The organism is Actinotalea endophytica, assembly GCF_025717005.1.
In the GTDB taxonomy this organism is placed as follows: Bacteria; Actinomycetota; Actinomycetes; order Actinomycetales; family Cellulomonadaceae; genus Actinotalea.
Genome location: NZ_JAOVZU010000001.1, coordinates 406,960 through 430,070 on the forward strand (window position 1 = coordinate 406,960; position 23,111 = coordinate 430,070).

The following is a 23,111-nucleotide window of genomic DNA, read 5'->3' on the forward strand; positions in this document are numbered from 1 at the left end:
CGAGGAGGAGTCTCACGATGGAGGCCGACTACCAGTTCCTGACCGTCGACGAGGTGCCGGAGTACCTGGCGTCCGTGCCCGAGCTCGCGGCTCGGATCGACGCCGAGCACCTCGCGTCCGTCGGCGAGATCGGCGACGGCAACCTCAACCTCGTGTTCCTGGCCAAGGACGTCGACGGTCGCGGTGTGGTCGTCAAGCAGGCGCTGCCGTACGTGCGCATGGTCGGCGAGGGGTGGCCGATGACCCCCGAGCGCGAGAAGCACGAGATCCAGTCGCTGCTCAGCCACCACGCCCTGGTGCCCGACCTGGTCGTCGAGGTGCTGCACCACGACGAGCAGCGCCACATCATCGGCATGGAGGACCTGAGCGACCACCGGGTCTGGCGGCACGCGCTCAACGAGGGCGCCACCCACGACGGCGCGGCCGAGGCCGTCGGGACGTACATCGGGGCGGTGGCGTTCGGCACCTCGGTCTTCGGGATGGGCCGTCAGGAGCTGGCCGACGCGCAGGCGGCGGCCATCAACCCCGAGCTCTGCGAGATCACCGAGGACCTGGTGTTCACCGAGCCGTCGGTCGACGCGGGGCGCAACGCCGTCCTGCCGGAGAACGAGCCGGACGCCGCCGCGCTCGCCGCCGACGACACCTTCGTCGACGCGATGGGCTGGGCCAAGTACGCGTTCATGACGCACGGCGAGGCGCTGATCCACGGCGACCTGCACACCGGTTCGGTCATGGTCCGCTCGCCCGAGGGCTCGACCCGGGCCGACAGCGTCAAGGTCTTCGACTCCGAGTTCGCGTTCTACGGCCCGGTGGCCTTCGACATGGGCGCGACCTGGGCGAACTACGTCCTCGCCGCCGCCCGAGCCTTCGCGATGGGTGACGACGAGCGGGGCAGCTGGGCGCTGAGCCTGGTCGACCAGACCTGGCAGGGCTTCGAGAGCGAGTTCCGCAAGCGGTGGCCCGAACGTCGCGACGCGCGCGTGTGGAGGGACTCGTTCCTGGAGTCGCGGATCGCGGACTGGCAGGCCGAGTCGTGGCTGTTCGCGGCGGCCAAGATGTCCCGCCGGATCGTCGGCGCGGCCAAGGTGACGGACGTGCAGACCCTCCCGGAGGAGCTGCGGGTCGGCGCGGCCCGCGGTGTGCTCGCCGCGGCCCGGGCCGTCGTCCGCCGCGACGGCGACGTCTCGGCGGCGGTCTTCGCCGGGCGCTGCGGGGACGAGCTCCTGCGGCACCGGGGCTGAGTCGTGCTCAAGGGCATCGACCCGGTGCTGGGTCCCGACCTCCTGGCGCTGCTGGCCCGGATGGGGCACGGCGACGTGATCGCGGTCGTCGACCGGAACTACCCGGCCCACGCGGCCGGTGTCCCGGTCGTCGAGCTCGCCGTGGATCTGCCGCGGGCCCTCGAGGCGGTGCTCGGCCTCATGCCGGTCGACCGGTTCCAGGAGCACCCGCTGCGGCACATGCTGACCGACGACGGCGCCGACGGGCCGGCCCTCGCGGACGTCCGGGCGGTCGTGGACCTCGCAGAGGGCCGCGCGGTCGGGGCGCTCGGGGTCGACCGCCTGGCCTTCTACCCCGCGGCCCGATCGTGCTTCTGCGTCGTCCGGACCACCGAGGAGCGCCCGTACGCCTGCGTCATGGTGGCCAAGGGCGTCGTCTGACGTGACGGCGCGCCCGGTTCCGGCGAGCAGGCGCGCACCACATCGACCCGGGCTCGCGTCGCCCCGGCGGGCGCGGCAGGCTGGCGGCATGGATCTGCGCATCTTCACCGAGCCCCAGCAGGGCGCGTCGTACGAGGAACAGCTCGCGGTGGCCAGGGCCGCCGAGGACCTCGGGTTCGACGCGTTCTTCCGCTCCGACCACTACCTGGCGATGGGCACCGACGGCCTGCCGGGCCCCACGGATGCGTGGACCACCCTCGCGGGGCTCGCCCGCGAGACCCAGCGGATCCGCCTCGGCACGCTCGTGACCCCGGCGACCTTCCGCCTGCCGGGGCCGTTCGCGATCCAGGTCGCGCAGGTCGACCAGATGTCCGGCGGACGGGTCGAGCTGGGGATGGGCTCCGGCTGGTTCGAGGCCGAGCACACCGCGTACGGGATCCCGTTCCCGGCCAAGCGGTTCGACCTGCTCACCGAGCAGCTGGACATCCTGACCGGGCTCTGGGGCACCCCGACCGGTGAGACCTACACGCACCGCGGGGAGCACTACACGCTCCTCGACTCGCCGGGACTGCCCAAGCCCGTGCAGTGCGGTGCGGTCGGTGGCGGGGTCGGGGTACCGATCATCGTCGGCGGGAACGGCCCGCGCCGGACGCCGGCCCTCGCGGCCCGCTACGCCGCCGAGTACAACGCGGCCTTCGCGGCCTTCGACGCTCTGCCCGGGGCGTTCGCTCGGGTCCGGTCGGCCTGCGAGACGGTCGGCCGCGACCCGGGCGACCTGACGCTCTCCGCGGCGCTCGTGCTCGCGGTCGGTGCCGACGAGGCCGAGTTCCGGCGCCGCGCAGCAGCGATCGGGCGGGAGCCCGGCGAGCTGCGCGAGCACGGCATCGCGGGGACGGTCACCGAGGCCGTCGACCGGCTCGCCCAGGTCGCCGAGGCCGGCGCGACCCGCGTCTACCTCCAGGTCCTCGACCTGGCCGACCTGGAGCACCTCGACCTGGTGGCACGGGAGGTCGCCCCCCGGCTCTGACGGGTCCGCCAGCACGAACGGGGCGCCCACCCGGCCCGGTGGACGCCCCGTTCGTGAGGACGGTCGGTCAGCTGATCGACGAGGTGCTCGCCGCCACGAAGATCAGCGGCACGATGATCGCGAAGACCATCACCACCACGGTGATCGCGATGCCGACCCAGCCGAGGATCAGGCCGGCCTTCGCCAGCCCGTCACCCTGCTCGCCGCTCAGGGCGATCTGCTTGCGCGCCATCGGGCCGACGATCACCGCGACGATCGAACCGATGAACGGCACGACCGACAGGCCGGCGATGCCGGCGACGAGCGCGACGATCGCCATGGTGTTGGTCGGCGTGCTGGGCGCGTACGCGTATCCCTGCTGGTACGGCTGCTGGTAGGGCTGCTGAGCGGGGTACGACGGCTGCCCCTGGTAGGGCTGCTGGCCCTGGTACGACGGCTGCCCCTGGTACGGCTGCTGGTAGGGCTGCGCGCCCGGGTACGGCTGCTGTCCGTACTGCGGTTGCTCGCCGCCGTAGGGCTGCTGTCCTTCGTTCGGGTCCGGCGTGGGCTGGCTCACGATGTTCCTTCTGGTTCGGGTGTCCTGCTGGCGTCGCTCAGTTGAAGGACGAGCTGGTGCTCGCAGCCATCACGACGAAGATGACGAAGATGATGCCGACCACGGCGAACGCGATGCCGATCCAGCCGATGATGACGCCGGCCTTGGCCATGCCCTCGCCCTCCTCGCCGGTCTGGGCGATCTGCTTCCTCGCCATCGACCCGGTGATCACGCCGACGATGGCGCCGATCAGCGGCAGGATGACGAAGTTCGAGATGCTCGCGATGAGCGAGACGATCGCGAGCGAGTTCGTGCCGCGCTGGGTGTAGCCGTAGCCCTGCTGGGCGTACTGCTGCGGGTAGCCCTGCTGGTAGGGCTGCTGGTAGGGCTGCTGGCCCGGGTACGAGGGCTGACCCTGGTACGGCTGCTGGCCCTCGGACGGCTGCTGTCCCTCGTACGGGGACGGGGTGGGCTGGCTCACGGTGCTCCTCCGGGGGTTCTCGGTCGTGGCAACCCAGCATTCCACAGGGGGTTGACGCGGCACAGGGATTGAGCTTTCTGCTGCCGTGTCCCACCTGAGAAAGACGCACGCCCGAAACGTGGAGATCGCTACCCTCGGACCGGTCGCGCGCGCCCGCCGCGGGGCCAGGCGCCGCACGAGGGAGCAGAGGATGAGCGGTTTCGGCTGGCAGGTGCACGGTACGGGGCGCGCGGTCGCTCCTGGCGCCGTGGTGTCCCCCGAGGAGCGGCTGAGCTGGCCGCGCACCATCGGGATCGGCATGCAGCACGTCGTGGCGATGTTCGGCGCGACGTTCCTGGTGCCGTTGATCACCGGGATGCCACCGGCGACGACGCTGTTCTTCTCCGCGATCGGCACCGCGCTGTTCCTGCTGCTGACCGGCAACCGGCTGCCGAGCTACCTCGGCTCGTCGTTCGCGTTCCTCGCGCCGATCGCCGCGGTGGCCGGCACGGAGACCGGTCAGGTCACGCCCGAGACGCTGCCGATCGCGCTCGGCGGCATCCTGCTCACCGGTGTGCTGCTCGCGGTGGTCGGCATCGTGGTGCAGATCGCGGGGTACCGCTGGATCGAGATCGTGATGCCTCCGGTGGTCACCGGTGCGATCGTCGCGCTCATCGGCTTCAACCTCGCGCCCGCGGCGTGGAACAACGTCCAGGCGTCGCCCACGACAGCGCTCATCACCCTCGCGGCGATCATCCTCATCACGGTGCTCTTCAAGGGCATCCTCGGCCGCCTCGCGATCCTGCTCGGTGTGCTGGTCGGGTACGTCTCGGCCTGGGCGTTCGGTGAGGTCGACTTCACCGCGGTCTCCGAGGCCGGCTGGATCGGCCTGCCGACCTTCCACGCGCCGCAGTTCTCGGCGAACGTCATCGGCCTGTTCGCGCCCGTCGTGTTCGTGCTGATCGCGGAGAACGTGGGGCACGTGAAGTCGGTCGCCGCGATGACCGGCCAGGACCTCGACCCGAAGATCGGGCGGGCGCTCATGGCGGACGGCATCGCCACCACGCTCGCCGGCCTCGGTGGCGGCTCGGGCACCACGACGTACGCGGAGAACATCGGCGTGATGGCGGCGACCCGGGTGTACTCGACCGCTGCCTACTGGGTGGCCGCCGGGACCGCGCTGGTGCTCAGCCTGTCGCCGAAGTTCGGCGCCGTGGTCGCGACCATCCCGGCCGGTGTGCTCGGCGGGGCGGGCACCGTGCTCTACGGCATGATCGGCGTGCTCGGTGCACGGATCTGGGTGCAGAACAAGGTCAACTTCTCCGACCCGGTGAACCTCACGACTGCGGCGGTCGCGCTGATCGTCGGCATCGCGAACTTCACCTGGGTGGTCGGCGACATGCGGTTCGAGGGCATCGCGCTCGGCACGGCCGCCGCGATCGGCATCTACCACGTGATGCGGGGTGTCGCGAAGTGGCGCGGCACGCACGACGAGCCCGCCAGCCCTGCCTCCGTCCCCGGCGGTGCCGAGCTCAGCGACGTCTGACCGCTGACCCCGTCGAGGGCCGATCAGCCGTCGGTCTGGTCGCCCTCGGCGGGGGCGTCGGTCGCCCCGTCCGTGGCGTCGTCGGTCGGCTCCTCCGTCGCGGTGGGCGTCGGGCCGGGCACCGGGGTGAGCTGGTCGGCGGGCACGCAGCCGGCCACGCCGACCAGGGCGACCGTCGGGTCGAGGTCCACCTCGGTCGCGTCGATCAGGCCGGCGAAGTCCGCCCCGAGCACGAGGTCGACGCTGGCGTCCTCCCGGGTGTCCAGGACGAGCGCGGGCGTGGCCATCTGGGCGGCGAGCGTGTACGCGGCGCTGATGCCGCTCGCACCGAAGCGCAGCTCGGCCGCTACGTCGATCGTGTCGTAGTTGCCGGTCGAGACGACCGTGAAGCCCCGGGCGGCCAGGTCGTCCCCGGTGATGCCGGCCAGGCCGGCGCGGTCGGAGCCGTTGAGCACCGTGATGTTCACCGCGGCGTAGTCCAGCGGGAGGGCGCCCTCCTCCGGGCACGGCGGGTCCGGCAGCACGGTGCCGGTCGGGGCCGCGGTGGTGGGCGTGGCGAACGGCTTGGCGAGGAACGGGACGTCGATCGCGTTGGTGAACACGGCGGCGGCGGCGAGCGCGACCACCGCGAGACCCGCGACCAGACCGCCGAAGACCACGGCCTGGCGTTCGTGCTGGTGGCGCCGGCGCAGCTGGCGGGCGCGGTTCTTGTCGGTCGCCATCAGTCGTCCAGCACCAGGACTCGGGCGTGCAGCACGGGCCGCTGCTGGAGTGCGGCGCGGACCGCGCGGTGCAGGCCGTCCTCGAGGTACATCGTTCCCTTCCACTGCACGACGTGCGCGAACAGGTCGCCGTAGAACGTGGAGTCCTCCGACAGCAGCATGTCCAGGTCGAGCGTGCGCTTGGTGGTCACGAGGTCCTCGAGCCGCACCTGGCGCGGAGCGACCTCGGCCCACTGCTTGGGCGTCGTCAGACCGTGGTCGGGGTACGGGCGCCCGTCGCCCACGGCCTTGAAGATCACGGGCCCGATTCTAGCCGGGTGGCCGGGCGGGGCCGGCGACGCTGGTCCGGCCCGGACGAGAGCGCGGCCCGGGACCCGGGCGCCCGGAGGAACGTAGAAGCCGACCCCGTGAGCCACCGGGAAGGGGTGGCGGCGCACGGGGCCGGCGATCAGCGGTGTGGCCGCTGAGGTCTGGTGCCGCTCAGCGGCAGGTGCACTGCTGCGAGCTCGGCACGCTCGCCATGACGGCGTCCACGTGCCGGCCGCAGCCGGACCAGGTGACCTTGCCGCAGGCGGAGCAACGGGCGGGGCTGCACATAGGGTGACTCCTCACATGTCGAGTTCTGGGATGTCGTCGATCGGCTCGCGGCCGAAGTGGGCCATGTCGATCGCGCGGATGTCGGTGATGAACTTGTCGAGAACCCGGGGCGGCATCACGTCCGACACCGATCGCACCTGGCGCCCGTCGCGGAAGGCCAGGAGCGTGGGGATCGAGCGGACCCCCAGGTCCATGGCCAGCTGCTGCTGGGCATCGGTGTCGACCTTGCCGAACACGATGTCGTCGTGGCGCGCGGCTGCCGTGGCGTAGACCGGGTCGAACATGTGGCACGGGGCGCACCACACCGCCCAGAAGTCGACCAGCACGATCGGGTTGTCCCGGACGGTCTGCTCGAACGACTCGGCGGTCAGGTCCACGGTGGACATCCGACGCTCCTCGAAAGGCTCGTGCGGTCACAATATACCCCGGGGGGTATACGGAACGCCACTCGGCCGTCCCGGACGGGCGGTCTGCGTTCATCGTCGCCCGCGGACGCGGCCGGGCGCCTGGGTCGAAGGCCCCTGCTGCTGCGCGCGGATCCGACAGGGCCGGCACGCGGCCGCCGACGGGCGGGCGCCCGCCCGCTCCTCCGCGCGTGCGTCACCAGGCGGGGTAGCGGTGCAGCCAGGTGTCGGCGTCGCGCTCGACGAGCGCCGGGTGCGCGGTGACCTGGAGCGCGAGGTCTCCCGCGAGCTGGTCGGCCACGTGTGCGAGGTCCAGGCGCGCCACGGCGTCGACCGGCAGGGCGTGCACGCCGTGCGCGGCACCGAGCATGGCGCCGGCGAGAGCGGCGGCGCCGGGCTGGCCGGTCTCGAGGGCCTCGCGCAGGGCCTTGTCGACCTCGGCCCTCGCCGGGTGCGTGGTGGTGCAGCGCAGCGCCTCGGCGAGCGCACGCAGCGCCGTGCGCGGACCCGACGGAACGCCGGCGCGGGCCAGCTCGGTGGCCGGGAGCCGGGTCGCGGTCGGATCGGCGAGCTCGGCCAGGGCGGCGCACGCGCTGCGCACGTCGTGCTGGTCGGGGACGTCGGCGTACAGGTCCAGCAGGGGTGCAGGGTCGGCGAGGGGCGCGATCTCACCGCGCGCCACCGTCTCCGCGAGGGTCCGGGTCACGGCGACGGCGATCACCTGGGCGGGCAGGCCGTGGCTGTAGGCCGCGACGTCGCGTGCGGACGTCGCGACGCGGGCGTCGAGCTCGGGGCTCCACTCCTGGTCGGCCGCGAGCAGCGCGACGGGGAGCGTGCGGGACAGGACGAGGTCGCCCGCGGAGTCGCCGGGGGACCAGCCGGGACGCGGGTCGAGGTCCTCGAGCTCGAGCGCGGCCTCGACCGCGGGTGCCGAGCCGCGACCGATCGCCAGCGAGCTCAGCTCGGCGAGCCAGCCGTCCGGCCACGGCTGCGGCGACGCGGTGTCCCGCCACTGCCGCACCTGCGGGAGGTGGCCCTGCCGGGTCGACCACGCCCACCGGGCCGTGGCGTGCCAGGAGCAGGCGGGCAGCGCTCCGCGCCCGGTGAGGTCCTCGCGGACCGAGGACCGGATCATCGCCTCGACGCCGTGCAGGAAGATCAGGCTCGGCGTGCCGGCGAGCAGCGGGTCGCGGCCCGGGTCCGGGACCCGCGCGAGGGCGTCACCGAGGCAGTAGCCGACGGTCAGCCCGCGCACTCGAGCCCGGATATCCACGATGCAGATCGTGGCATATCGACGGGGTGGGACCCAAGGGGTCACGGCATGACCCGCGGGTGATCCCGGGCCGGCGGCGGGTCGCGCCGGCGATTCGGCCGGGCGGGCGGGTCAGCCCTGGGCGAGCCGGTCGAGTGCGAGCCCGGCCAGGAACGCGGCCCCCACCGGCAGCACGCTCTCGTCGAACGTCGCCTGCGGCGAGTGGTTGTACGCCGCGGTCGCCGGGTCCGCGCCCTCGGGCGTCGCGCCGAGGATCAGGTACGCGCCCGGCACCTCTTCGAGCACGTAGGAGAAGTCCTCCGCGCCGGCGACCGGGTCGGTCATGGTCGCCCAGCCCTCGTCGCCGAGCAGCGTGCGGGCGACCCGCTCCGCGCGCTCGTTCTCGGCCGGGTCGTTGACGGTGACCGGGTAGCCCGGCTCCCACTCGATCTCCGCGGTCAGCCCGTGGGCCGCGGCCACGTGGTCGACCACCCGACGCAGCCGGGCCTCGATCACGTCGTGGGTGGCGGGCGAGAAGGTGCGCACCGTGGCGTCGAGGTGGGCGGTGGCCGGGATGATGTTGTCCTTCGTGCCGGCCCAGATCTTGCCGACCGTGACCACCACCGGGTCGAAGATCGAGAACTGCCGGGTCACCGCGGACTGCAGCGCGAGGACGATCTCGGCAGCGACCGGCACCGGGTCGAGCGCGGTGTGCGGCGCCGAGCCGTGCCCGCCGCGGCCGTGGATCGTCACGTGCAGCGTGTCCACCGCCGCGAAGACCGTGCCGGGCTTGCCGGTGACGACCCGGGTCGGGGTCTGCGCCGAGAACACGTGCAGGCCGTAGGCGCCGACGGGCCGCTCGCCGGCCGCGTCCAGGAGGCCCTCGTCGAGCATCAGGCGGGCACCGTGCCGCCCCTCCTCGCCGGGCTGGAACATCAGCAGCACCGACCCGGCGATCTCCGCCCGCCGGGCGTGCAGCAGCCGGGCCGCCCCGACCAGACCCGCCATGTGGAAGTCGTGGCCGCACGCGTGCATGACGCCCTCGTGGCCGCTGCGCACCACGTCCGTCGAGTCCTCGGTGACCGGGAGCGCGTCCATGTCCGCGCGCAGCAGCACCGTCGGGCCGGGCTTCGCGCCGCGCAGCACCGCGGTGACCGACGAGAGCCCGGACCCGGTCTGCACCTCGAGGTCGAGGCCGTCGAGCGCCTCGAGCAGCGCCGCCTGCGTCTCGGGCAGGTCGAGGCCGACCTCAGGGATGGTGTGCAGTGCTCGGCGGAGCTCGTCGAGCTCGGGGGCCAGGGCGCGGGCGTCGTCGAGCAGGCCGACCAGCGGGTCGGAGGCGTGGGTCATCGGTGGTCTCCAGCGGCGGATGGACCCCGCGGGGATGGGCGGGGTGACCCGTCGAGGCTACCGGTCGCGCGGGGCCCGAACGTGCTCAGTCGTCCTCGGTGGACTCGCCGTCGCCCTCGGTGGTGACCGACTTGGTCGGGGTGCCGCCGGAGCAGGTGGCGACGAGCTTGGTCTCCTGCTCGGAGCGGTGCAGCTCGACCTCGACCTTCTCCGGGCCGCGCGAGCCGATCTCGACCGTCCAGCCGTTGTCCGGCGTCGCGTACAGCAGCGTGATGCTGCTCGCCCGGCACTCGACCGAGACGGTCCCGCCGGTCACGTGCCAGGTCGCGGCGACGGCCGCGGGCGGCGGGGTGGTCGGTGTGGACGTCGAGGGCGCGGACGTGGGGGGTGTGGTCGCGGTCGCGGTGTGGCTCGGGGCGGACGACGTCGGGTCGGTGCTGGGCTCCTCGGTCGCCGTGGGTTCCTCGGTGGGGGACTCGGACGTGGGTTCCTCGGTCGGGGTGCTCGTCGCGCTGCTCGTCGGTGCGGTCGTGGCCGCCGCCCGCGCGCTGGTCAGCGCGGCGGCCACCTCCTCCTCGCTCATCACGCCGGTGCGTGGGCTGTCGTCGGAGAGCACCGCCACGGCGTTCCAGGCCACCGCGCCGGTCAGCACGGCAGCACCGAGCCACGCGAGCACCACGACGGTGCCGCGAGAACGTCGGTCGCCGGCCACGCACCCATCGTCCCGCACCGGCACGACAAGGCAGGGTTAAGAGGGCGACAAGGTCGAGCCCGGTCGGGATCGCTCGGGGTGCTCGACCCCCCGTCGGGCCCCCGATGCCCTAGCGTCCGAGGTGTGGCCGACGTGCTCATCATCGAGGACGACGCGACGATCCGGACCGCGCTGGTGCGGGCCCTGACGTCGCGCGACCACTCCACGATGACTGCGCCCACCGCGCTGGACGGTCTGCAGAGCCTGGTCGACAACCCGCCGGACGTCGTGCTGATGGATCTCGGCCTGCCCGACCTCGACGGCACCGCGCTGCTCGCGATGGTCCGCGCGGTCTCGGACGTGCCGGTGATCGTGATCAGCGCCCGCGACGACGACAAGGGGATCGTCGCGGTGCTCGACGCCGGGGCGGACGACTACCTCGTCAAGCCGTTCGCGGCCGACCAGCTCGAGGCGCGGATCCGGGCGGTGCTGCGCCGGGTCGCGCCGGACCGGACCGCTGCCCCCCTCGTGGTCGGGGACCTGGTCGTCGACCCCCGGTCCCGCGCCGCCACGCTGCGCGGCGACCCGCTCGAGCTCAGCCCCAAGGAGTTCGACCTCCTGGCGCACCTGGCCGAGCGACCCGGTGAGGTGGTGAGCAAGCGCGAGCTGCTCGCCAAGGTCTGGAACCAGCCCTACGGCGGCGCGGACAAGACCGTCGACGTCCACCTGCACTGGTTGCGGCGCAAGCTCGGCGAGACCGCCGAGAACCCGGTCTACCTGCACCGCGTCCGCGGTGTCGGGGTGAAGCTGGTGCCGCCGCCGTGAGACGGCTCCTGGTGCGCTACGGGCTGGCGATGACCTCGGTGGTCCTCGTCGCGTTCCTCGTGCCACTGGGGTTGCTCGCCCGGTCGCTCGCGTTCGAGCGGGCGCTCGGGGTGGGGCGGTCCGACGCGCAGCAGGTCGCCGTGTTCGCGGGCGACCCGGGCGACGAGGCACGGCTGCGCGCGACCCTCGCCGCGGTCAACACCGGGGAGCGGGCGACCACCGCGTTCCTGCCCGACGGCCGGGTGCTGGGCGCGCCGTCGGAGCGCACCGACAGCGTCGAGCTCGCGGCACTCGGCACCGCACTGACCGCGCGCGTGGCCGGCGGCGCCGAGGTGCTGGTGCCGGTCGGCGGCTCGGCAGGCACCACCGTGATCCGGACGTTCGTGCCCGAGTCCGAGCTGACCGAGGGTGTCGCCCGGGCGTGGCTGCTGCTCGCTGGGGTCGGCGCGGTGCTGCTGGCCGGGACGGCCCTCGCCGGGCACCGGATCGCCTCGCGGCTGTCCCGCTCGGTGCGTGACCTGGCCGGGGTGGCCGAACGGCTCGGTGCGGGCGACCTCGAGGCGCGGGTCACGCCGTCCGGGCCGCCCGAGGTCGCCTCGGTCGGCGCGGTGCTCAACGAGCTGGGCGACCAGGTCGCCGGGCTGCTCGCGGACGAGCGGGAGCTGGTGGCGGACCTGTCGCACCGGCTGCGCACCCCGATCACGGCGCTGAGCCTGGACGTGGACGCGCTGGACGACCCCGTCGACCGGGAGCGGATGGCCGGGCACGTGGAGGACCTGGTGGTCGCCGTCGACTCGGTGATCCACCAGGCGCGCGAGCACGACCGCCGCGCGCCGGCCCGGTGCGACGCCGTGCGTGTGGTGGCCGACCGGGCGCGGTTCTGGGCCGTGCTCGCCACGGCGCAGGGTCGGGCGCTGGACCTCGACGTGACCGACCTGGACGCGCCGGTCGCGCTCGACGAGGCGAGTCTCGGGGCGGCGCTCGACGTGCTGGTGGACAACGTCTTCCGGCACACGCCGCACGGCACGCCGTTCGGCCTCGCGGTGAGCCGGGAGGCGACCGAAGTCGTCGTCACGGTGCACGACCGGGGTCCGGGGCTGCCGGACGTCCGGGTCGTCGCGCGTGGCGCGAGCGGTGGCGGGGGTACCGGGCTGGGGCTGGACGTGGCGCGGCGAGCGGCCGAGCGCGCCGGGGGGCGGCTGGAGCTCTCCGACGCCGGCCCGGGGCTGCGGATCGCGCTCGTGCTGCCGGCGGTGTGACGGGTGCCTGCGGGGGCGTAGCGGGAGCGCGGCCGGGGTCCGGCTGCGGTCGCGTCCGGACAGGTCAGCAGGAGTCGTAGCGGTAGCCGGCGGACGTGCTGCTCACCAGGTCGCGATCGCGCAGGATCGTCAGGCTCGCGCGGTGGGAGCTCGCGCAGACCGAGCCGAAGTCGGTGCCGGCGTCGTCGAGCGCGTCCGGGTACTCGATCTCGAGCACACGACCGTCGTAGGCGTCCAGGTAGGCGTCGCACTCGTCCCAGGCGAAGCACTCCTCGGCGATCGCGAAGTCGAAGCCGAGGTCGTCGTGCCCGACGTCGGCGACCTCAGCCGCGTTCTTCTGGGCGATCGCCAGGCCGAGGTCGTGCGCGAGCGAGACGTAGTCGGCGGCCAGGGCGAGCGCGCCGTCCTCGGGGATCTGGTCGAACCTCGTCCAGGTGTCGAGGTTGTCGATCTCGACGGCGTCGAAGCCGCGGTCCGCGCAGGACTCGATCTGCGGCCCCACGATGGCGAGGATGCCGTCGCGCTGCGCGGGCGTCGAGGGGTCGAGGACCAGCTCGTCGGGCCAGTCCGGGTCGACGACCGGCGTGCCGCCCGCGTCGCGGAGGAGGAGGGCGGGCTGGTCGAGCCAGACGTCCGCCTGGTCCGGCTGGGACTGGAAGCCGTTGACGTAGCAGACGGAGTACGCACCCGGCAGCGGCTCGGCCGTGGCGTCGCGCACCACGACGTCGATCGTCAGGGTCGCGCCGTCGAGTCGCACGGTGTCGGACGTCCCGCCCAGCTGGTAGTCGAAGACACCCGAGGTCGGCGGCAGGGTGGGGATGGGGGCGGTCCCGGTCGGGGTGTTCGGGGTCGCGGCGGTCCGGGTCGGGTCGGCCTGGCCGGTGGTCGCCGTGGTGGTTGCGGTGTCGGTGGCAGGTGTGCCGCCGGGCGACGAGGACGCGCTCGTCGAGGCGCCCGCCGTGCACGCGGTCAGGACCAGGGCTGCGCAGGGTGCGATCCAGCTCCGGACTGCTGCGCGGACCGCGGTGGTGCCGGGTTGTTCGGGGTTCGTCATGGCTGCCTGAGGTCGTTGCGATCGATGCTGGTGCGTACCGGGTTCGAAGGCTACGGCTGCGGGCCGCCTGCGGGGTGGTGGGTGAGTGATGTGGGTTCACTCGCCGCAGGTCTCATGACGTTCGCGCCCGGGCTCGGAGTCCGCGGAGCCGGTGGCGAACCCTGGGTCCTCGGCCGCGACGGTGCCCGGCGTCGCACCGACCTACGGGCAGACGAGGTGCGAGCTGGTCGAGCGCGAGTCCTTGATCCGGTTCGGCTACCCCGACGCTTGCGTCCATCGCAACGTGGGTACCCGCCGCCGGCACCGAAAGACCGCCAGAAACCCGGACAGACCAGCGCAAACGCACTCCAGCCCTTAACCGAGCCTTAGCGGCCGTTTGCCGCGCCCCTCACCCGCGCCGAGGGACCGTACCTCCGCAGGCGCCATCCGGGCGTCGTCGAGGAAGGGACCGTCATGAGCTGGACCTCACGCACCGTCATGGCCACCGGCGCGGGTGTCGCCCTGGTGACGGCAGGTGTCGTCGCCGTCGCGAACGCCGTCACGCCGCAGGTCGCTTCGAGCCCGACCCCGGAGCCGAGCGTCACCGAGACGCACGACCCGCAGGTCGACGAGCTGTCCTCGGCGCTGGACGACCTGCTCGGTCAGGTCGACGACCTCGAGGCCGCCGTGGCTGCGGGTGAGCCGACCGAGGAGCCGACCTCCGAGCCCACGCCCGAGCCCACTGATGACTACGTGGCTCCCGCCCCGGCCCGCACCACCTACGCCGCCCCGGCCCCCGCTCCCGCACCGGCCGCCCCTGCGCCGGCCCCGAGCGCCACCGAGTCGTACCACGAGGACGACGGCGAGTACGAGGGCGAGCACGAGGACGAGCACGAGGACGAGCACGAGAGCGAGGACAGCGGCGAGTACGAGGGCACCGATGACTGACCAGCAGCGTCGACGCCGTCTGGCGGCCCTCGCCGTGGTGCCGATCAGCGCCGGGGTGTTCGGCACGGGTGTCGCCTGGGCCGGTGCCCACGACCCGATGGCCGCCACCCCGACGCCGAGCGAGGAGCCGGTGCCCACGCCGACCGCGACCACGGACCCGCAGGTCACCGAGATGCTCGCCCAGGTCGAGCAGGCCAAGCAGCGGATCGCCGAGCTCCAGGCGGTGCTCGACGAGCGGGCCGCCCAGGCCGCCGCGAAGGCGGAGGCGGACGCGAAGGCCGCCGCCGAGGCCAAGGCCGCTGCCGAGGCGCAGGCCGCCGCCAACGCGGCCGCCCGACGCTCCAGCAGCTCGTCGGGCTCGTCGCGCAGCAGCGCTGCCGCGGCACCGGCTCCCGCCGCGGCTCCTGCTCCCGCTCCCGCGCCCGCCCCGGCGCCGCCGGTCCAGACGACGACCAAGGGTTCGGGATGAGCGTCCGGGCGGCGGCTCGCGAGCGGAGCGTCACGTTCCGCTCGATGGCCAGCGACGTCGAGCTACGGGTCGTCGACCCGCGGCCCGACGCGGACCGGGCGATCGCGGCAGCGCGTGCTCGGATCGAAGCCGTCGCCCGGCACCTGACCCGGTTCGAGCAGACCTCGGCGCTGTCCCGCGCGAACGCCACCCCGGACACCTGGCACCAGGTGCCGCGCGAGCTCGCCGACGCCGTGAACGAGGCGCAGCGGGCCTACCGCGAGACCGGTGGCCTGTTCGACCCCCGGGTGCTGGCGGCCCTGCTCACCTGGGGTTACGACCGCACGTTCGCCGACGTTGTCGGCTCGACCGACCCGGCCGCGCTGCCGGGTGTGCCGGACGGCGCTGGAGCCGTCGCCCGCCCGGTTCCCACCGAACCGTGGGAGCCGTTCGTGATCGCCGACGGCGCGGACCAGGCGTTGCTCCAGCTCGGTGGGACACCGATCGACCTCGGCGGTATCGGCAAGGGGCTCGCGGTGCGCTGGGCCGCTGCCGAGCTGAGTGACGCCGGTACCTCGGTGCTGGTCGACGCCGGCGGGGACGAGTGGCTCGGCGGGGCCGGGCCGGACGGCGACGGCTGGAAGGTCGGCGTCGAGGACCCGCTCGCCGGCGGCGATGGAGCCGCGACGGACCGCCCCGGAGCCGGCCGGCCCGCGTCCACCCCGCCCGCCCCCGAGGACCCCGTCCTCGTCCTGTCGGTGACCGACCTCGCCGTCGCGACCTCGTCGGTCCGCCGCCGCCGGTGGCGCGCCGAGGGTCACGCGGTGCACCACCTGGTCGACCCGCGCCGCGGGCTGCCCGGTGGCGCCGGCCTGGCGTCCGTGACCGTGCTGCACGCGGACCCGGCGTGGGCCGAGGTGTGGAGCAAGTCCCTGTTCCTGACCGGCGCGGTCGAGGTGGCCGCGCAGGCGGAGGTGCGTGGCCTGGCCGCGGCCTGGGTGACCGACGACGGGTCGGTGCACACCTCGGCCGCGATGGACCCCGCCGTCATCTGGAGGGCTCGATGAGGACGCACGAACGACCGCCCGTGGCGCTCGGCGCCGCGACGGTGCTGCTCACGCTGGCGACCGCGGCGAGCCTCGCGCTCGCGGCGTGGCTCGTGCTCGACGCGATGGGCGGCGACGCGGTGACCTGGGTGCTCGGCCGCGCGGGCGGACTGGCCTCCTACGTGCTGCTGGTCGCGCTGGTCGTGACCGGACTGCTCCAGGCTCACCCGTGGTCGCGCCACTGGCACCGGCCCTCGCCGCGCACCCGGCTCACGGTGCACGTGTCGCTCGCGACCTTCACGCTCGCGTTCACCGCGCTGCACGTGGTGGTCCTGGTGATGGACCCGTGGGCCGGGGTGGGCTGGCGTGGGGCGCTGCTGCCGATGGCTTCGGGCTACCGGCCGGTCGCCGTGACCCTCGGCGTGATCGCGCTCTGGGCCGGTCTGCTGACCGGGCTCACCGCAGCGCTCGCCGGACGCTTCGCCGCCCGGATCTGGTGGCCGATCCACAAGGTCGCAGCATCGCTGCTCGTGCTGGTCTGGGCGCACAGCGTGCTCGCCGGGTCCGACGTCGCGGCGCTGCAGTGGTTCTACATCGCGACCGGGACCGCGGTCGTCGCGCTCGCCGTGACCCGCTATGCCGCCCGGACGCCCGCCGACCGCGTGGCCGAGCTCACCCGCGAGCTCGACGACTCGCGCCGGGCCGGGGTCGTCCCGATCGGGCACGGCCGTCAGGAGGCCCGTCGGTGAGCGACACCCTCGTGTTCGGCACGCCGCCGCTGCCCGCCGGCCGCCCGGCCGTCGGCGACCCGTGCCTCCTGCTCGGCCCCGTGCAGCTGGCGCCCGGCGGACCCGCCGACCCGCTCGAGCCCGCACCGGCCGAGGACCTCCGCACGCACCTCGACCGGCTCGGCCCGCGGCCGACCGGCTCGCCTGCGCTGATGACCGCGCTCGACGAGGCGCACCTCACCGGCCAGGGCGGCGCCCACGTGCCGGTCACGGCCAAGTGGCGGCGCGCCCTGACCGGTCGCGGGCCGCTCACCGTCGTGGCCAACGGCGCCGAGAGCGAGCCGGTCGCGGCGAAGGACGGCACGCTGCTGCGCCAGCGCCCGCACCTCGTGCTGGACGGGCTGATGATCGCCGCCGAGGCGCTCGGCGCCGAGCGGGCCGTGGTCTGGCTGCACGGTGACGACCACGGCGCGCGCCAGGCCCTGCTCGCCGCACTCCGCGAGCGCCCCTGGGTGCTCGGCCACCCGGCGGTCGAGATCCTGGACGGGCCGGTGCACTACCTGGCCGGCGAGGCGAGTGCGATCGCGCGAGCGGTGCACGGCGGCCCGGCCCTGCCCACCGTTCGCCGCCACCCGCAGCCCGGGGCGCCGCGCACCCTGGTGCACAACGTCGAGACGCTCGCCCGGGTCGCGCTGCTCGCCCGTGGTCAGGCACCCACCGGGACCCGGGTGCTCACGGTGCTCGGCGAGGGGCGTGCCGTGGTCGAGGTGGACGCCCGCACGACCTTCGCCGACGTGCTGGTCGACCTCGGGTGGACCGAGGCGCCGCAGGCGGTGCTGCTCGGCGGCTACGGCGGCATGTGGGCCCGGTGGGCGCGGGTCGCGCACCTGGCCGTCGACGAGTCGGCGCTGGCCGCCGAGGGTCTGACCCTGGGAGCCGGGGTGATCGCGCCGCTCGGCGCCTGGGCCTGCGGCGTGCACCAGACGGCCGGGTTGCTCGGGTACCTCGCGTCGATGAGCGCCCGGCAGTGCGGGCCGTGCGTGTTCGGCCTCCCGTCCCTCGCCGAGGGCATGACCGCGCTCGCCGCGGGCCGGTCCGGCGACGGTGTGGCGAGGCTCCTGGCCGACGCCGCGATCGTGGAGGGTCGCGGCGCCTGCCACCACCCGGACGGTGCGACCCGCCTGGTGGCCTCGGCGGTCTCGACGTTCGCGGACGACGTCGCCGCGCACGCCGCGGGCCGGCCGTGCGGCGCCGGCGACATCGCGTGGCCGGGGGTCGACTCGTGAGCCGCGCACCCGCCGTCACGATGCGGCTGAGGGTCGACCCGGTGGCCTGCGAGGGCGTCGGCCTGTGCGCGCAGGTCGCGGGCCGGGTGGTCGAGCTGGACCGGTGGGGCTACCCGGTGATCGAGGCCGAGCTCGACGCGCGCGGCGTCAAGGCCGCGCAGCGCGCCGTGCGGGCCTGCCCCCGCCGCGCCATGTGGCTCGAGGAGGCCGACACCCTGCGCTGAGTGCTCGAGACAGGGGTTCTGTGCCGAGACAGGGGCGAGGAGATCCCTACCTCGGCGGAAGTCCCCTGTCTCGACACCTGAGCGGGACCGAGGTGCGGCACCGGCGGTCAGGGATCGTCCAGGGGGCGTCCAGCCACGGTCCAGGTCCGCGCGGCAGGCTGACCGGGGAGGTGGCCGATGCGTGTCCCACAGGTCCACCGGGCCTGGGTGTGGCCCGCGGTCCTCACCACAACCGTGGTCGTCGTCGTGTCCGGAGGCGCGATCGCCGCGGCCGAGACCGACACCGTCGAGTCGTTCTGGCGCGGCCTGTGGTGGTCGGTCAGCCTGGTGACCACGGTCGGGTTCCTCGGCTCGCCGCCGCACTCGGCGGCCGGTGCCATCCTCTCCGTGGTCCTCATGGTGCTCGGCTTCATGCTGCTCGCGATGGTCAGCGCGGCGCTCGCCTCGCTGTTCGTGCGTCAGGACGAGCAGCCTCGCGAGGCTGCCGAACGCGAGGTGGACCGCGCCGTGCTCGCCGCGCTCGCCGACGTCCAGGAGCGGCTCTCCGCGCTCGAGGCCCGGATCGAGGCCGCCGACCCGCCACGCCGTACGGACCCACCCTCCTGATGTGCCAGGCTCGTCCGGTGCACGGGATGCCGAGATGAGCCTCGAGGTCGCCGCGATGACCGCGGCACACTGGCCGCAGGTCCGCGAGATCTACGCCGCGGGCATCGCGACCGGGAACGCCACGTTCGAGTCCGAGCCGCCCACCTGGGTCGCGTTCGACTCCTCGCGGCTCCCCGGCCACCGCTGGGTGGTGCTCGACGAGGGCCGGGTGCTCGGCTGGGCCGCAGCGACGCCCGTCTCGGCCCGCCCGGTCTACGCGGGTGTCGTCGAGCACTCGGTCTACGTGCACGCCGACGCACGCGGCTGCGGGGTGGGCCGCATCGCGCTCGGAGCCCTGCTGGACTCGACCGAGTGCGCCGGGATCTGGACCGTGCAGTCGGGGGTCTTCCCGGAGAACACGGCCAGCCTCGCGCTGCATGCTGCGCTGGGTTTCCGGGTTGTCGGCACGCGCGAGCGGATCGGGCGGATGGGTTTCGGGCCGCTCGCCGGGCAGTGGCGCGACGTGGTGATGATCGAGCGTCGAGCCGCGGTCGACCCGGACTGAGCGCTCGCCTGCGCCCGGTCGCGGGTCCGCGCTGCTCGGTGCGCGCCGGTCGGCGCCGACCGTGCGTCAGCGCGGCGTCGGCGCGGCGTCAGCGCGAGCCGGCCAGCGCCCGGTCGACCTCGCGGGCGAGCACGGGCTCGGGCTGTGCGCCGACCACGCGGCGCACCACCTTCCCCTCGCGCAGCAGCACCAGCGTCGGGATGCTCCTGGCGTCGAACCGGGCCGCGGTGCGTGGGCTGTGGTCCACGTCGACCTTCACCACCTTGACCTGGCCGGCGTAGCGGGTCGCGAGCCGGACGAGGACCGGCGCCACCGCGCGGCACGGTGCGCACCACGTCGCCCACAGGTCCAGCAGCACGAGCTGTCGGGTGTCGAGGGCGGCGTCGAGGTTCTCGTCGGAGGCCGGCACGACCCACGGGAGCGCCGCCTTGCAGGACGCGCAGCGGGGCGTGCCCTTCGCCGCGACCGGGACCCGGTTCTTGGTGCCGCACGCCGGGCACGCGCTGACCTGACCTGCCATGTCGTCGATGATGGCACCCGCGCGGGGCGCCTCGCTCAGGTGCCGGCCGGGCGGGATCCGAACTGCTCGACCGTGTCGCGGTCCCACTCGAACCCGGGGATCGCGACGTCGGCGGAGGCGCCGATCGACGGGCGCCCGAACGCGCGCGAACCGGCTCATACCGGACGTCCAGGAACCGTTCGGCCGACGTCCAGCCGGAGTGCCTAACGTGGAAGACGAAGCGGGGCCACCAGGCCCAGGTCGTGTGGCCCCTCGCCGGACGGAGGCCACCCATGGCAGTCATGACACTCCCAGCACCGGTCGCCACGGTCGCACCGGTCGCCTACCCCCGACGGCCGCTGTGGCAACGGCTGTCCTGGCTCGGCGTGCTCGCGGCGGGCATCGTCGCGTACGTCGTGGTGCTGCGGGTGATGATCGACACCCAGAACGTGTCGTACTTCCCCTCGCTGCTCCTGATCGGCTCGATCACCGTGCCGGTCACGGTTCTGGTGTTCGCCGCCACCGGCGGTCGGCGCGAGGTGATCCCGAACACGGGCCTGCTCGTGTTCACCGCCGTCGTCGGCGGGCTGATCGGCATCCTCGCCGCCGGCGTGGTCGAGTACGACACGCTGGCCGGCCTGGCCGTGATCCCGATGCTCGCGGTCGGGCTGATCGAGGAGACCGCGAAGCTCCTGGTGCCCTTCGCGATCTTCCTGTTCGCGCGTCGACGCGATCCACGCGAGGGCATCCTGATCGGTATCGCCACCGGCATGGGATTCGCGACGCTCGAGACCATGGGCTACGGCTTCCAGGTGCTCCTCGCGGCACACAGCATCACTGCGGTCGACACGACGTTGCTGGTCCGCGCGGTCACGGCACCCGCCGGGCACATCGCCTGGACCGGCATGACCGTGGCGATGCTCTGGCGGATCCGCACAGCTCAGCACCGCGGTCGCGCGGTCGCCGCATTCGTCGCCACCTTCGCGGTCGCCGTCGCGCTGCACGCGGCCTGGGACTCGGTGACGTCGATCGCGATGGGCATCGTGGTCGCCGCGACCGGGCTGGTCGGGCTGCTGGTGCTGCTGCACCTGGCACACCGGGTCCCCGGACCGATGCGCCTCCCGTGGCGCCGTTCCGCGGCCGAGCCCGAGCCGCCGTCGACCGAGCCGGGCATGCCGCAGCCGGCGATCCAGCAGTACGGGACGCCGCAGCCGGCCGTGATCCAGCAGTTCGGCACGCAGCAGTACGGCGCCCAGCAGTACGGCGTGCCGCAGTACGGGATCCCGGAGGTGGGCACCCGGCAAGCGGTCCCGCAGCACGGGCAGCCGGCCCCGCCCGCCTGGCCGGTCGACGACCTGCAGCACGATGGCGGCGAGCGCGCCGGCACCCTCGCGGACACCCCCCGCTAGCTCACAGCGTCCTCCCAGGCGCATCGAGCATCCTCACTCCTGGCCCCGCGGATCGTCGCGGGGCCAGGGCGCGATCGAGGAGGGGCACGCGTGGCCAGGACGACGACCAAGGCGGAGCTGCGGGCGCGCAGCAAGTCCGAGCTGCGGGGCCTGCCGAAGAAGCAGCGGAAGGTCGTCGCCCGTGAGGTCGCACGCGAGCAGCGGCTCGCGGCCGAGCGGCACGCACGCAGGGTCAAGGTCGCCCGCAGGGCGATCGCCGGGGTGGCTGCCGCAGGCGTCGTCGTCGTGGCCGTGATGGGTGGACGCGCGTGGGTCGCCGGGCGCAACCGGGGCCCGGAGAACATGCTCTCCGACGGTGTCCTGGTGGGCGGCGACGGGACCTCCCCCTACACGATCCCCACTGCCGCGCTCGCGCAGGGCGCCGAGCCGGTGGCCTCGATCCAGAACCGCGAGTACGGCGTGCTCGACACCACGCTGTACGTCGACTACACGGACCCGGATGCGGGGACGCTGTGGAGCACGATCAGCAGCGAGGGCTCGCTCTCCCAGAACGTCCTCGGTGGCACGGCCACGATCGAGATCCACCCGATCGCGCCGGACGGGTCGGCGTCCGCCGTGGCCGCAGCGGCCGCGATCGGGTGCGTGGCCGAGCTCGCACCGGACCAGGCGCTCGCCGCGAACGACGCGCTGCTCACGGGTGGCACCGAGTGGACCACCGAGACGCTGGTGAGTGCCTTCGCCTCGGCCGGCATCGACGACGCGGGTGTGGCCGGCTGCATCCAGCACGGCAGGTTCACCGGTTGGGTCACCGACGCGACCGCGCGCGCCGAGGCGTCCGTGCCGTACGACGTCGGCAGTGTCTCCGGCACGACGCTGCTGCTCGCCGGCACCGCATACGACGGCGCCCCGGACGACACGAGCGCCTACGGCGACGCCCTCGCCGCGGCATGGCAGGTCATCGACGCGGCCTCGCAGTCCTCGACCACCGACAGCAGCACGACGACGGACGGGACCGCGACCGACGGGGCCACGGACACCGGCACGGCGACGGACGGGACGACCACGGACACCGGCACCGCGACGGACGGCACCGCGACGGACGGCACGACCACCGACGGCACCACCGCGACCGACGGCCCGACCGACACCGCCACCTCGGGCGGCTGAGCGCTACTGCGCGGTCCAGCCGCCGTCCACCGGCAGCACGGTCCCGGTGACCATGCCCGCGGACGGTGACGCGAGGTAGAGCACGGCCGCCGCGATGTCCGCTGTCGAGGCGAACCGGCCGGTCGGGATGCGCGCCAGCACGTCGGCGGCGACCTCCGGGTCGTCCAGACGCTCGGCGGTGCCAGGTGTGTAGGCGTAGGTCGGAGCGACCACGTTGACCGTCACGCCGTGCGGCGCCCACTCGAGTGCAAGCACCTTGGTGAGCAGGTCGACCCCGCCCTTGCTCGCCGAGTAGACCGCGTGCCGGCGGATCCCCACCAGACCGGCCTGCGAGCCGAGGTTCACGATCCGCCCGTAGCCCCGCTCGACCATGCCCCGCGCCACCGCCTGCGTGACGAAGAAGAGGCCCTTGAGGTTGACGTCCATGATCTGGTCCCAGTCGGCCTCGGTCACCTCGAGCGCATCGTGGTTGAAGCCGAGCCCGGCGTTGTTGACCAGCACGTCGATCCGGCCCAGCTCGGACAGCGCCGCACCCACCGCGGCGTCGATCGACTCCCGGTCGGTGACGTCGAGGTCCACCGCGATCGCCTGGCCGCCGCCCGCCGCGATCTCGTCGACGAGGTCCGCGACGTCCTCGACCCGGCGCGCCGCGGCGACCACGGTCGCACCCGCTGCCGCGAACGCCAGCGCCAGGTCGTGACCGATCCCACGTGAGGCGCCGGTGACGAGGACGACCTGGTCTGCCACGGACAGCTGCACCGGCTCCATGCCGTCAGCCTAGAAGCGGCCCGGAACCGGTGTCCCTCGAACCGGGGCCTGTGCCACGGTAGGCATCGACGGGCAC

At 74.0% G+C, this 23,111-nt stretch carries 28 protein-coding genes; 16 read left to right on the top strand and 12 right to left on the bottom strand.

The window, feature by feature from the left end; translation table 11 throughout:
- Nucleotides 1-17 precede the first annotated feature (17 nt).
- The 3 genes from mtnK (at nucleotide 18) to OEB99_RS01965 (ending at nucleotide 2,688) form a co-directional block, all read left to right on the top strand.
- Entirely contained in the window at nucleotides 18-1,241 is a 1,224-nt protein-coding gene (gene mtnK, locus OEB99_RS01955) for an S-methyl-5-thioribose kinase (RefSeq protein ID WP_263507970.1), read from the top strand.
- 3 nt (nucleotides 1,242-1,244) lie between these two features.
- Nucleotides 1,245-1,661 (top strand): RbsD/FucU family protein, encoded by a 417-nt coding sequence (locus OEB99_RS01960; RefSeq protein ID WP_263507971.1) that lies wholly within the window; start codon nucleotides 1,245-1,247, stop codon nucleotides 1,659-1,661.
- Nucleotides 1,662-1,749: 88 nt separating this feature from the next.
- Nucleotides 1,750-2,688: a TIGR03560 family F420-dependent LLM class oxidoreductase gene (locus OEB99_RS01965; protein ID WP_263507973.1), complete on the top strand. Its 939-nt coding sequence runs from the start codon at nucleotides 1,750-1,752 to the stop codon at nucleotides 2,686-2,688.
- Between the two features lie 67 nt (nucleotides 2,689-2,755).
- On the opposite strand, the gene OEB99_RS01970 is transcribed toward OEB99_RS01965, so the two are convergent.
- Both OEB99_RS01970 and OEB99_RS01975 read right to left on the bottom strand, forming a co-directional pair.
- Entirely contained in the window at nucleotides 2,756-3,244 is a 489-nt protein-coding gene (locus OEB99_RS01970; RefSeq protein WP_263507975.1) for a DUF4190 domain-containing protein, read from the bottom strand.
- A gap of 37 nt (nucleotides 3,245-3,281) precedes the next feature.
- The gene (locus tag OEB99_RS01975) at nucleotides 3,282-3,704 is read right to left on the bottom strand and encodes a DUF4190 domain-containing protein (RefSeq protein ID WP_263507976.1); all 423 of its coding nucleotides are present in this window, start codon (nucleotides 3,702-3,704) and stop codon (nucleotides 3,282-3,284) included.
- Nucleotides 3,705-3,894: 190 nt separating this feature from the next.
- On the opposite strand from OEB99_RS01975, the gene OEB99_RS01980 reads away from it, so the two are divergent.
- Nucleotides 3,895-5,229, top strand: coding sequence for a uracil-xanthine permease family protein (locus OEB99_RS01980; RefSeq protein ID WP_263507977.1), 1,335 nt, complete (start codon nucleotides 3,895-3,897; stop codon nucleotides 5,227-5,229).
- A 23-nt stretch (nucleotides 5,230-5,252) separates the two neighbouring features.
- On the opposite strand, the gene OEB99_RS01985 is transcribed toward OEB99_RS01980, so the two are convergent.
- The 7 genes from OEB99_RS01985 to OEB99_RS02010 all read right to left on the bottom strand — a co-directional run bounded on the left by OEB99_RS01985 (nucleotide 5,253) and on the right by OEB99_RS02010 (nucleotide 10,266).
- Nucleotides 5,253-5,951, bottom strand: a complete 699-nt coding sequence (locus OEB99_RS01985; RefSeq protein ID WP_263507978.1) for a LytR C-terminal domain-containing protein — start codon at nucleotides 5,949-5,951, stop codon at nucleotides 5,253-5,255.
- A complete protein-coding gene (locus tag OEB99_RS01990) occupies nucleotides 5,951-6,250 on the bottom strand; it encodes a type II toxin-antitoxin system VapB family antitoxin (RefSeq protein ID WP_263507979.1) in 300 nt (99 codons plus the stop codon). Before OEB99_RS01990 ends, OEB99_RS01985 begins: the two co-directional genes overlap by 1 nt.
- Before the next feature lie 181 nt (nucleotides 6,251-6,431).
- Nucleotides 6,432-6,548, bottom strand: coding sequence for a hypothetical protein (locus OEB99_RS19805; RefSeq protein WP_489667137.1), 117 nt, complete (start codon nucleotides 6,546-6,548; stop codon nucleotides 6,432-6,434).
- A gap of 11 nt (nucleotides 6,549-6,559) precedes the next feature.
- Nucleotides 6,560-6,934 carry a thioredoxin family protein gene (locus OEB99_RS01995; protein WP_263507980.1) on the bottom strand — a complete coding sequence of 125 codons (375 nt, stop codon included), beginning with the start codon at nucleotides 6,932-6,934 and terminating at the stop codon, nucleotides 6,560-6,562.
- A 214-nt stretch (nucleotides 6,935-7,148) separates the two neighbouring features.
- On the bottom strand, nucleotides 7,149-8,225 hold the full coding sequence (locus OEB99_RS02000; protein ID WP_263507981.1) for an ADP-ribosylglycohydrolase family protein: 1,077 nt from the start codon (nucleotides 8,223-8,225) through the stop codon (nucleotides 7,149-7,151).
- Nucleotides 8,226-8,336: 111 nt separating this feature from the next.
- Nucleotides 8,337-9,554, bottom strand: a complete 1,218-nt coding sequence (locus tag OEB99_RS02005) for a M20 metallopeptidase family protein (RefSeq protein WP_263507982.1) — start codon at nucleotides 9,552-9,554, stop codon at nucleotides 8,337-8,339.
- 85 nt (nucleotides 9,555-9,639) lie between these two features.
- On the bottom strand, nucleotides 9,640-10,266 hold the full coding sequence (locus OEB99_RS02010; RefSeq protein WP_263507983.1) for a hypothetical protein: 627 nt from the start codon (nucleotides 10,264-10,266) through the stop codon (nucleotides 9,640-9,642).
- A gap of 123 nt (nucleotides 10,267-10,389) precedes the next feature.
- Between OEB99_RS02010 and OEB99_RS02015 the strand changes: the two genes are divergently transcribed.
- A complete protein-coding gene (locus OEB99_RS02015) occupies nucleotides 10,390-11,070 on the top strand; it encodes a response regulator transcription factor (protein WP_263507984.1) in 681 nt (226 codons plus the stop codon).
- Complete coding sequence (locus OEB99_RS02020; RefSeq protein WP_263507986.1) at nucleotides 11,067-12,329, top strand: sensor histidine kinase; 1,263 nt, start codon at nucleotides 11,067-11,069, stop codon at nucleotides 12,327-12,329. The genes OEB99_RS02015 and OEB99_RS02020 overlap by 4 nt, the downstream gene beginning before the upstream one ends.
- A 64-nt stretch (nucleotides 12,330-12,393) precedes the next feature.
- Here the strand turns inward: OEB99_RS02020 and OEB99_RS02025 are convergent, their stop codons facing one another.
- On the bottom strand, nucleotides 12,394-13,383 hold the full coding sequence (locus OEB99_RS02025; RefSeq protein ID WP_263507988.1) for an endo alpha-1,4 polygalactosaminidase: 990 nt from the start codon (nucleotides 13,381-13,383) through the stop codon (nucleotides 12,394-12,396).
- A gap of 453 nt (nucleotides 13,384-13,836) precedes the next feature.
- Here OEB99_RS02025 and OEB99_RS02030 point away from each other — a divergent pair, with 453 nt between their 5' ends.
- From OEB99_RS02030 to OEB99_RS02065, 8 genes are all read left to right on the top strand, one after another.
- Nucleotides 13,837-14,310, top strand: a complete 474-nt coding sequence (locus OEB99_RS02030) for a hypothetical protein (RefSeq protein WP_263507989.1) — start codon at nucleotides 13,837-13,839, stop codon at nucleotides 14,308-14,310.
- A complete protein-coding gene (locus OEB99_RS02035; protein WP_263507990.1) occupies nucleotides 14,303-14,779 on the top strand; it encodes a hypothetical protein in 477 nt (158 codons plus the stop codon). The genes OEB99_RS02030 and OEB99_RS02035 overlap by 8 nt, the downstream gene beginning before the upstream one ends.
- On the top strand, nucleotides 14,776-15,825 hold the full coding sequence (locus tag OEB99_RS02040; RefSeq protein ID WP_263507991.1) for an FAD:protein FMN transferase: 1,050 nt from the start codon (nucleotides 14,776-14,778) through the stop codon (nucleotides 15,823-15,825). The genes OEB99_RS02035 and OEB99_RS02040 overlap by 4 nt, the downstream gene beginning before the upstream one ends.
- Nucleotides 15,822-16,553: a ferric reductase-like transmembrane domain-containing protein gene (locus OEB99_RS02045; protein ID WP_263507993.1), complete on the top strand. Its 732-nt coding sequence runs from the start codon at nucleotides 15,822-15,824 to the stop codon at nucleotides 16,551-16,553. The genes OEB99_RS02040 and OEB99_RS02045 overlap by 4 nt, the downstream gene beginning before the upstream one ends.
- The gene (locus OEB99_RS02050; RefSeq protein ID WP_263507994.1) at nucleotides 16,550-17,818 is read left to right on the top strand and encodes an NADH-ubiquinone oxidoreductase-F iron-sulfur binding region domain-containing protein; all 1,269 of its coding nucleotides are present in this window, start codon (nucleotides 16,550-16,552) and stop codon (nucleotides 17,816-17,818) included. The genes OEB99_RS02045 and OEB99_RS02050 overlap by 4 nt, the downstream gene beginning before the upstream one ends.
- Nucleotides 17,815-18,042 carry a ferredoxin gene (locus tag OEB99_RS02055; RefSeq protein WP_263507995.1) on the top strand — a complete coding sequence of 76 codons (228 nt, stop codon included), beginning with the start codon at nucleotides 17,815-17,817 and terminating at the stop codon, nucleotides 18,040-18,042. The genes OEB99_RS02050 and OEB99_RS02055 overlap by 4 nt, the downstream gene beginning before the upstream one ends.
- Nucleotides 18,043-18,219: 177 nt before the next feature.
- A complete protein-coding gene (locus OEB99_RS02060) occupies nucleotides 18,220-18,648 on the top strand; it encodes a potassium channel family protein (protein ID WP_263507996.1) in 429 nt (142 codons plus the stop codon).
- A 34-nt stretch (nucleotides 18,649-18,682) separates the two neighbouring features.
- A complete protein-coding gene (locus OEB99_RS02065) occupies nucleotides 18,683-19,192 on the top strand; it encodes a GNAT family N-acetyltransferase (protein ID WP_263507998.1) in 510 nt (169 codons plus the stop codon).
- Nucleotides 19,193-19,280: 88 nt separating this feature from the next.
- Here OEB99_RS02065 and trxA read toward each other — a convergent pair whose 3' ends face one another.
- A complete protein-coding gene (gene trxA / locus OEB99_RS02070) occupies nucleotides 19,281-19,712 on the bottom strand; it encodes a thioredoxin (protein WP_263507999.1) in 432 nt (143 codons plus the stop codon).
- A gap of 272 nt (nucleotides 19,713-19,984) precedes the next feature.
- Between trxA and OEB99_RS02075 the strand changes: the two genes are divergently transcribed.
- Together OEB99_RS02075 and OEB99_RS02080 are read left to right on the top strand one after the other, a co-directional pair.
- Nucleotides 19,985-21,100 carry a PrsW family intramembrane metalloprotease gene (locus OEB99_RS02075; protein WP_263508000.1) on the top strand — a complete coding sequence of 372 codons (1,116 nt, stop codon included), beginning with the start codon at nucleotides 19,985-19,987 and terminating at the stop codon, nucleotides 21,098-21,100.
- Between the two features lie 90 nt (nucleotides 21,101-21,190).
- Nucleotides 21,191-22,267, top strand: a complete 1,077-nt coding sequence (locus tag OEB99_RS02080; RefSeq protein WP_263508001.1) for a DsbA family protein — start codon at nucleotides 21,191-21,193, stop codon at nucleotides 22,265-22,267.
- A gap of 3 nt (nucleotides 22,268-22,270) precedes the next feature.
- Here OEB99_RS02080 and OEB99_RS02085 read toward each other — a convergent pair whose 3' ends face one another.
- Nucleotides 22,271-23,035, bottom strand: coding sequence for an SDR family NAD(P)-dependent oxidoreductase (locus tag OEB99_RS02085; protein ID WP_263508002.1), 765 nt, complete (start codon nucleotides 23,033-23,035; stop codon nucleotides 22,271-22,273).
- Nucleotides 23,036-23,111 lie beyond the last annotated feature (76 nt).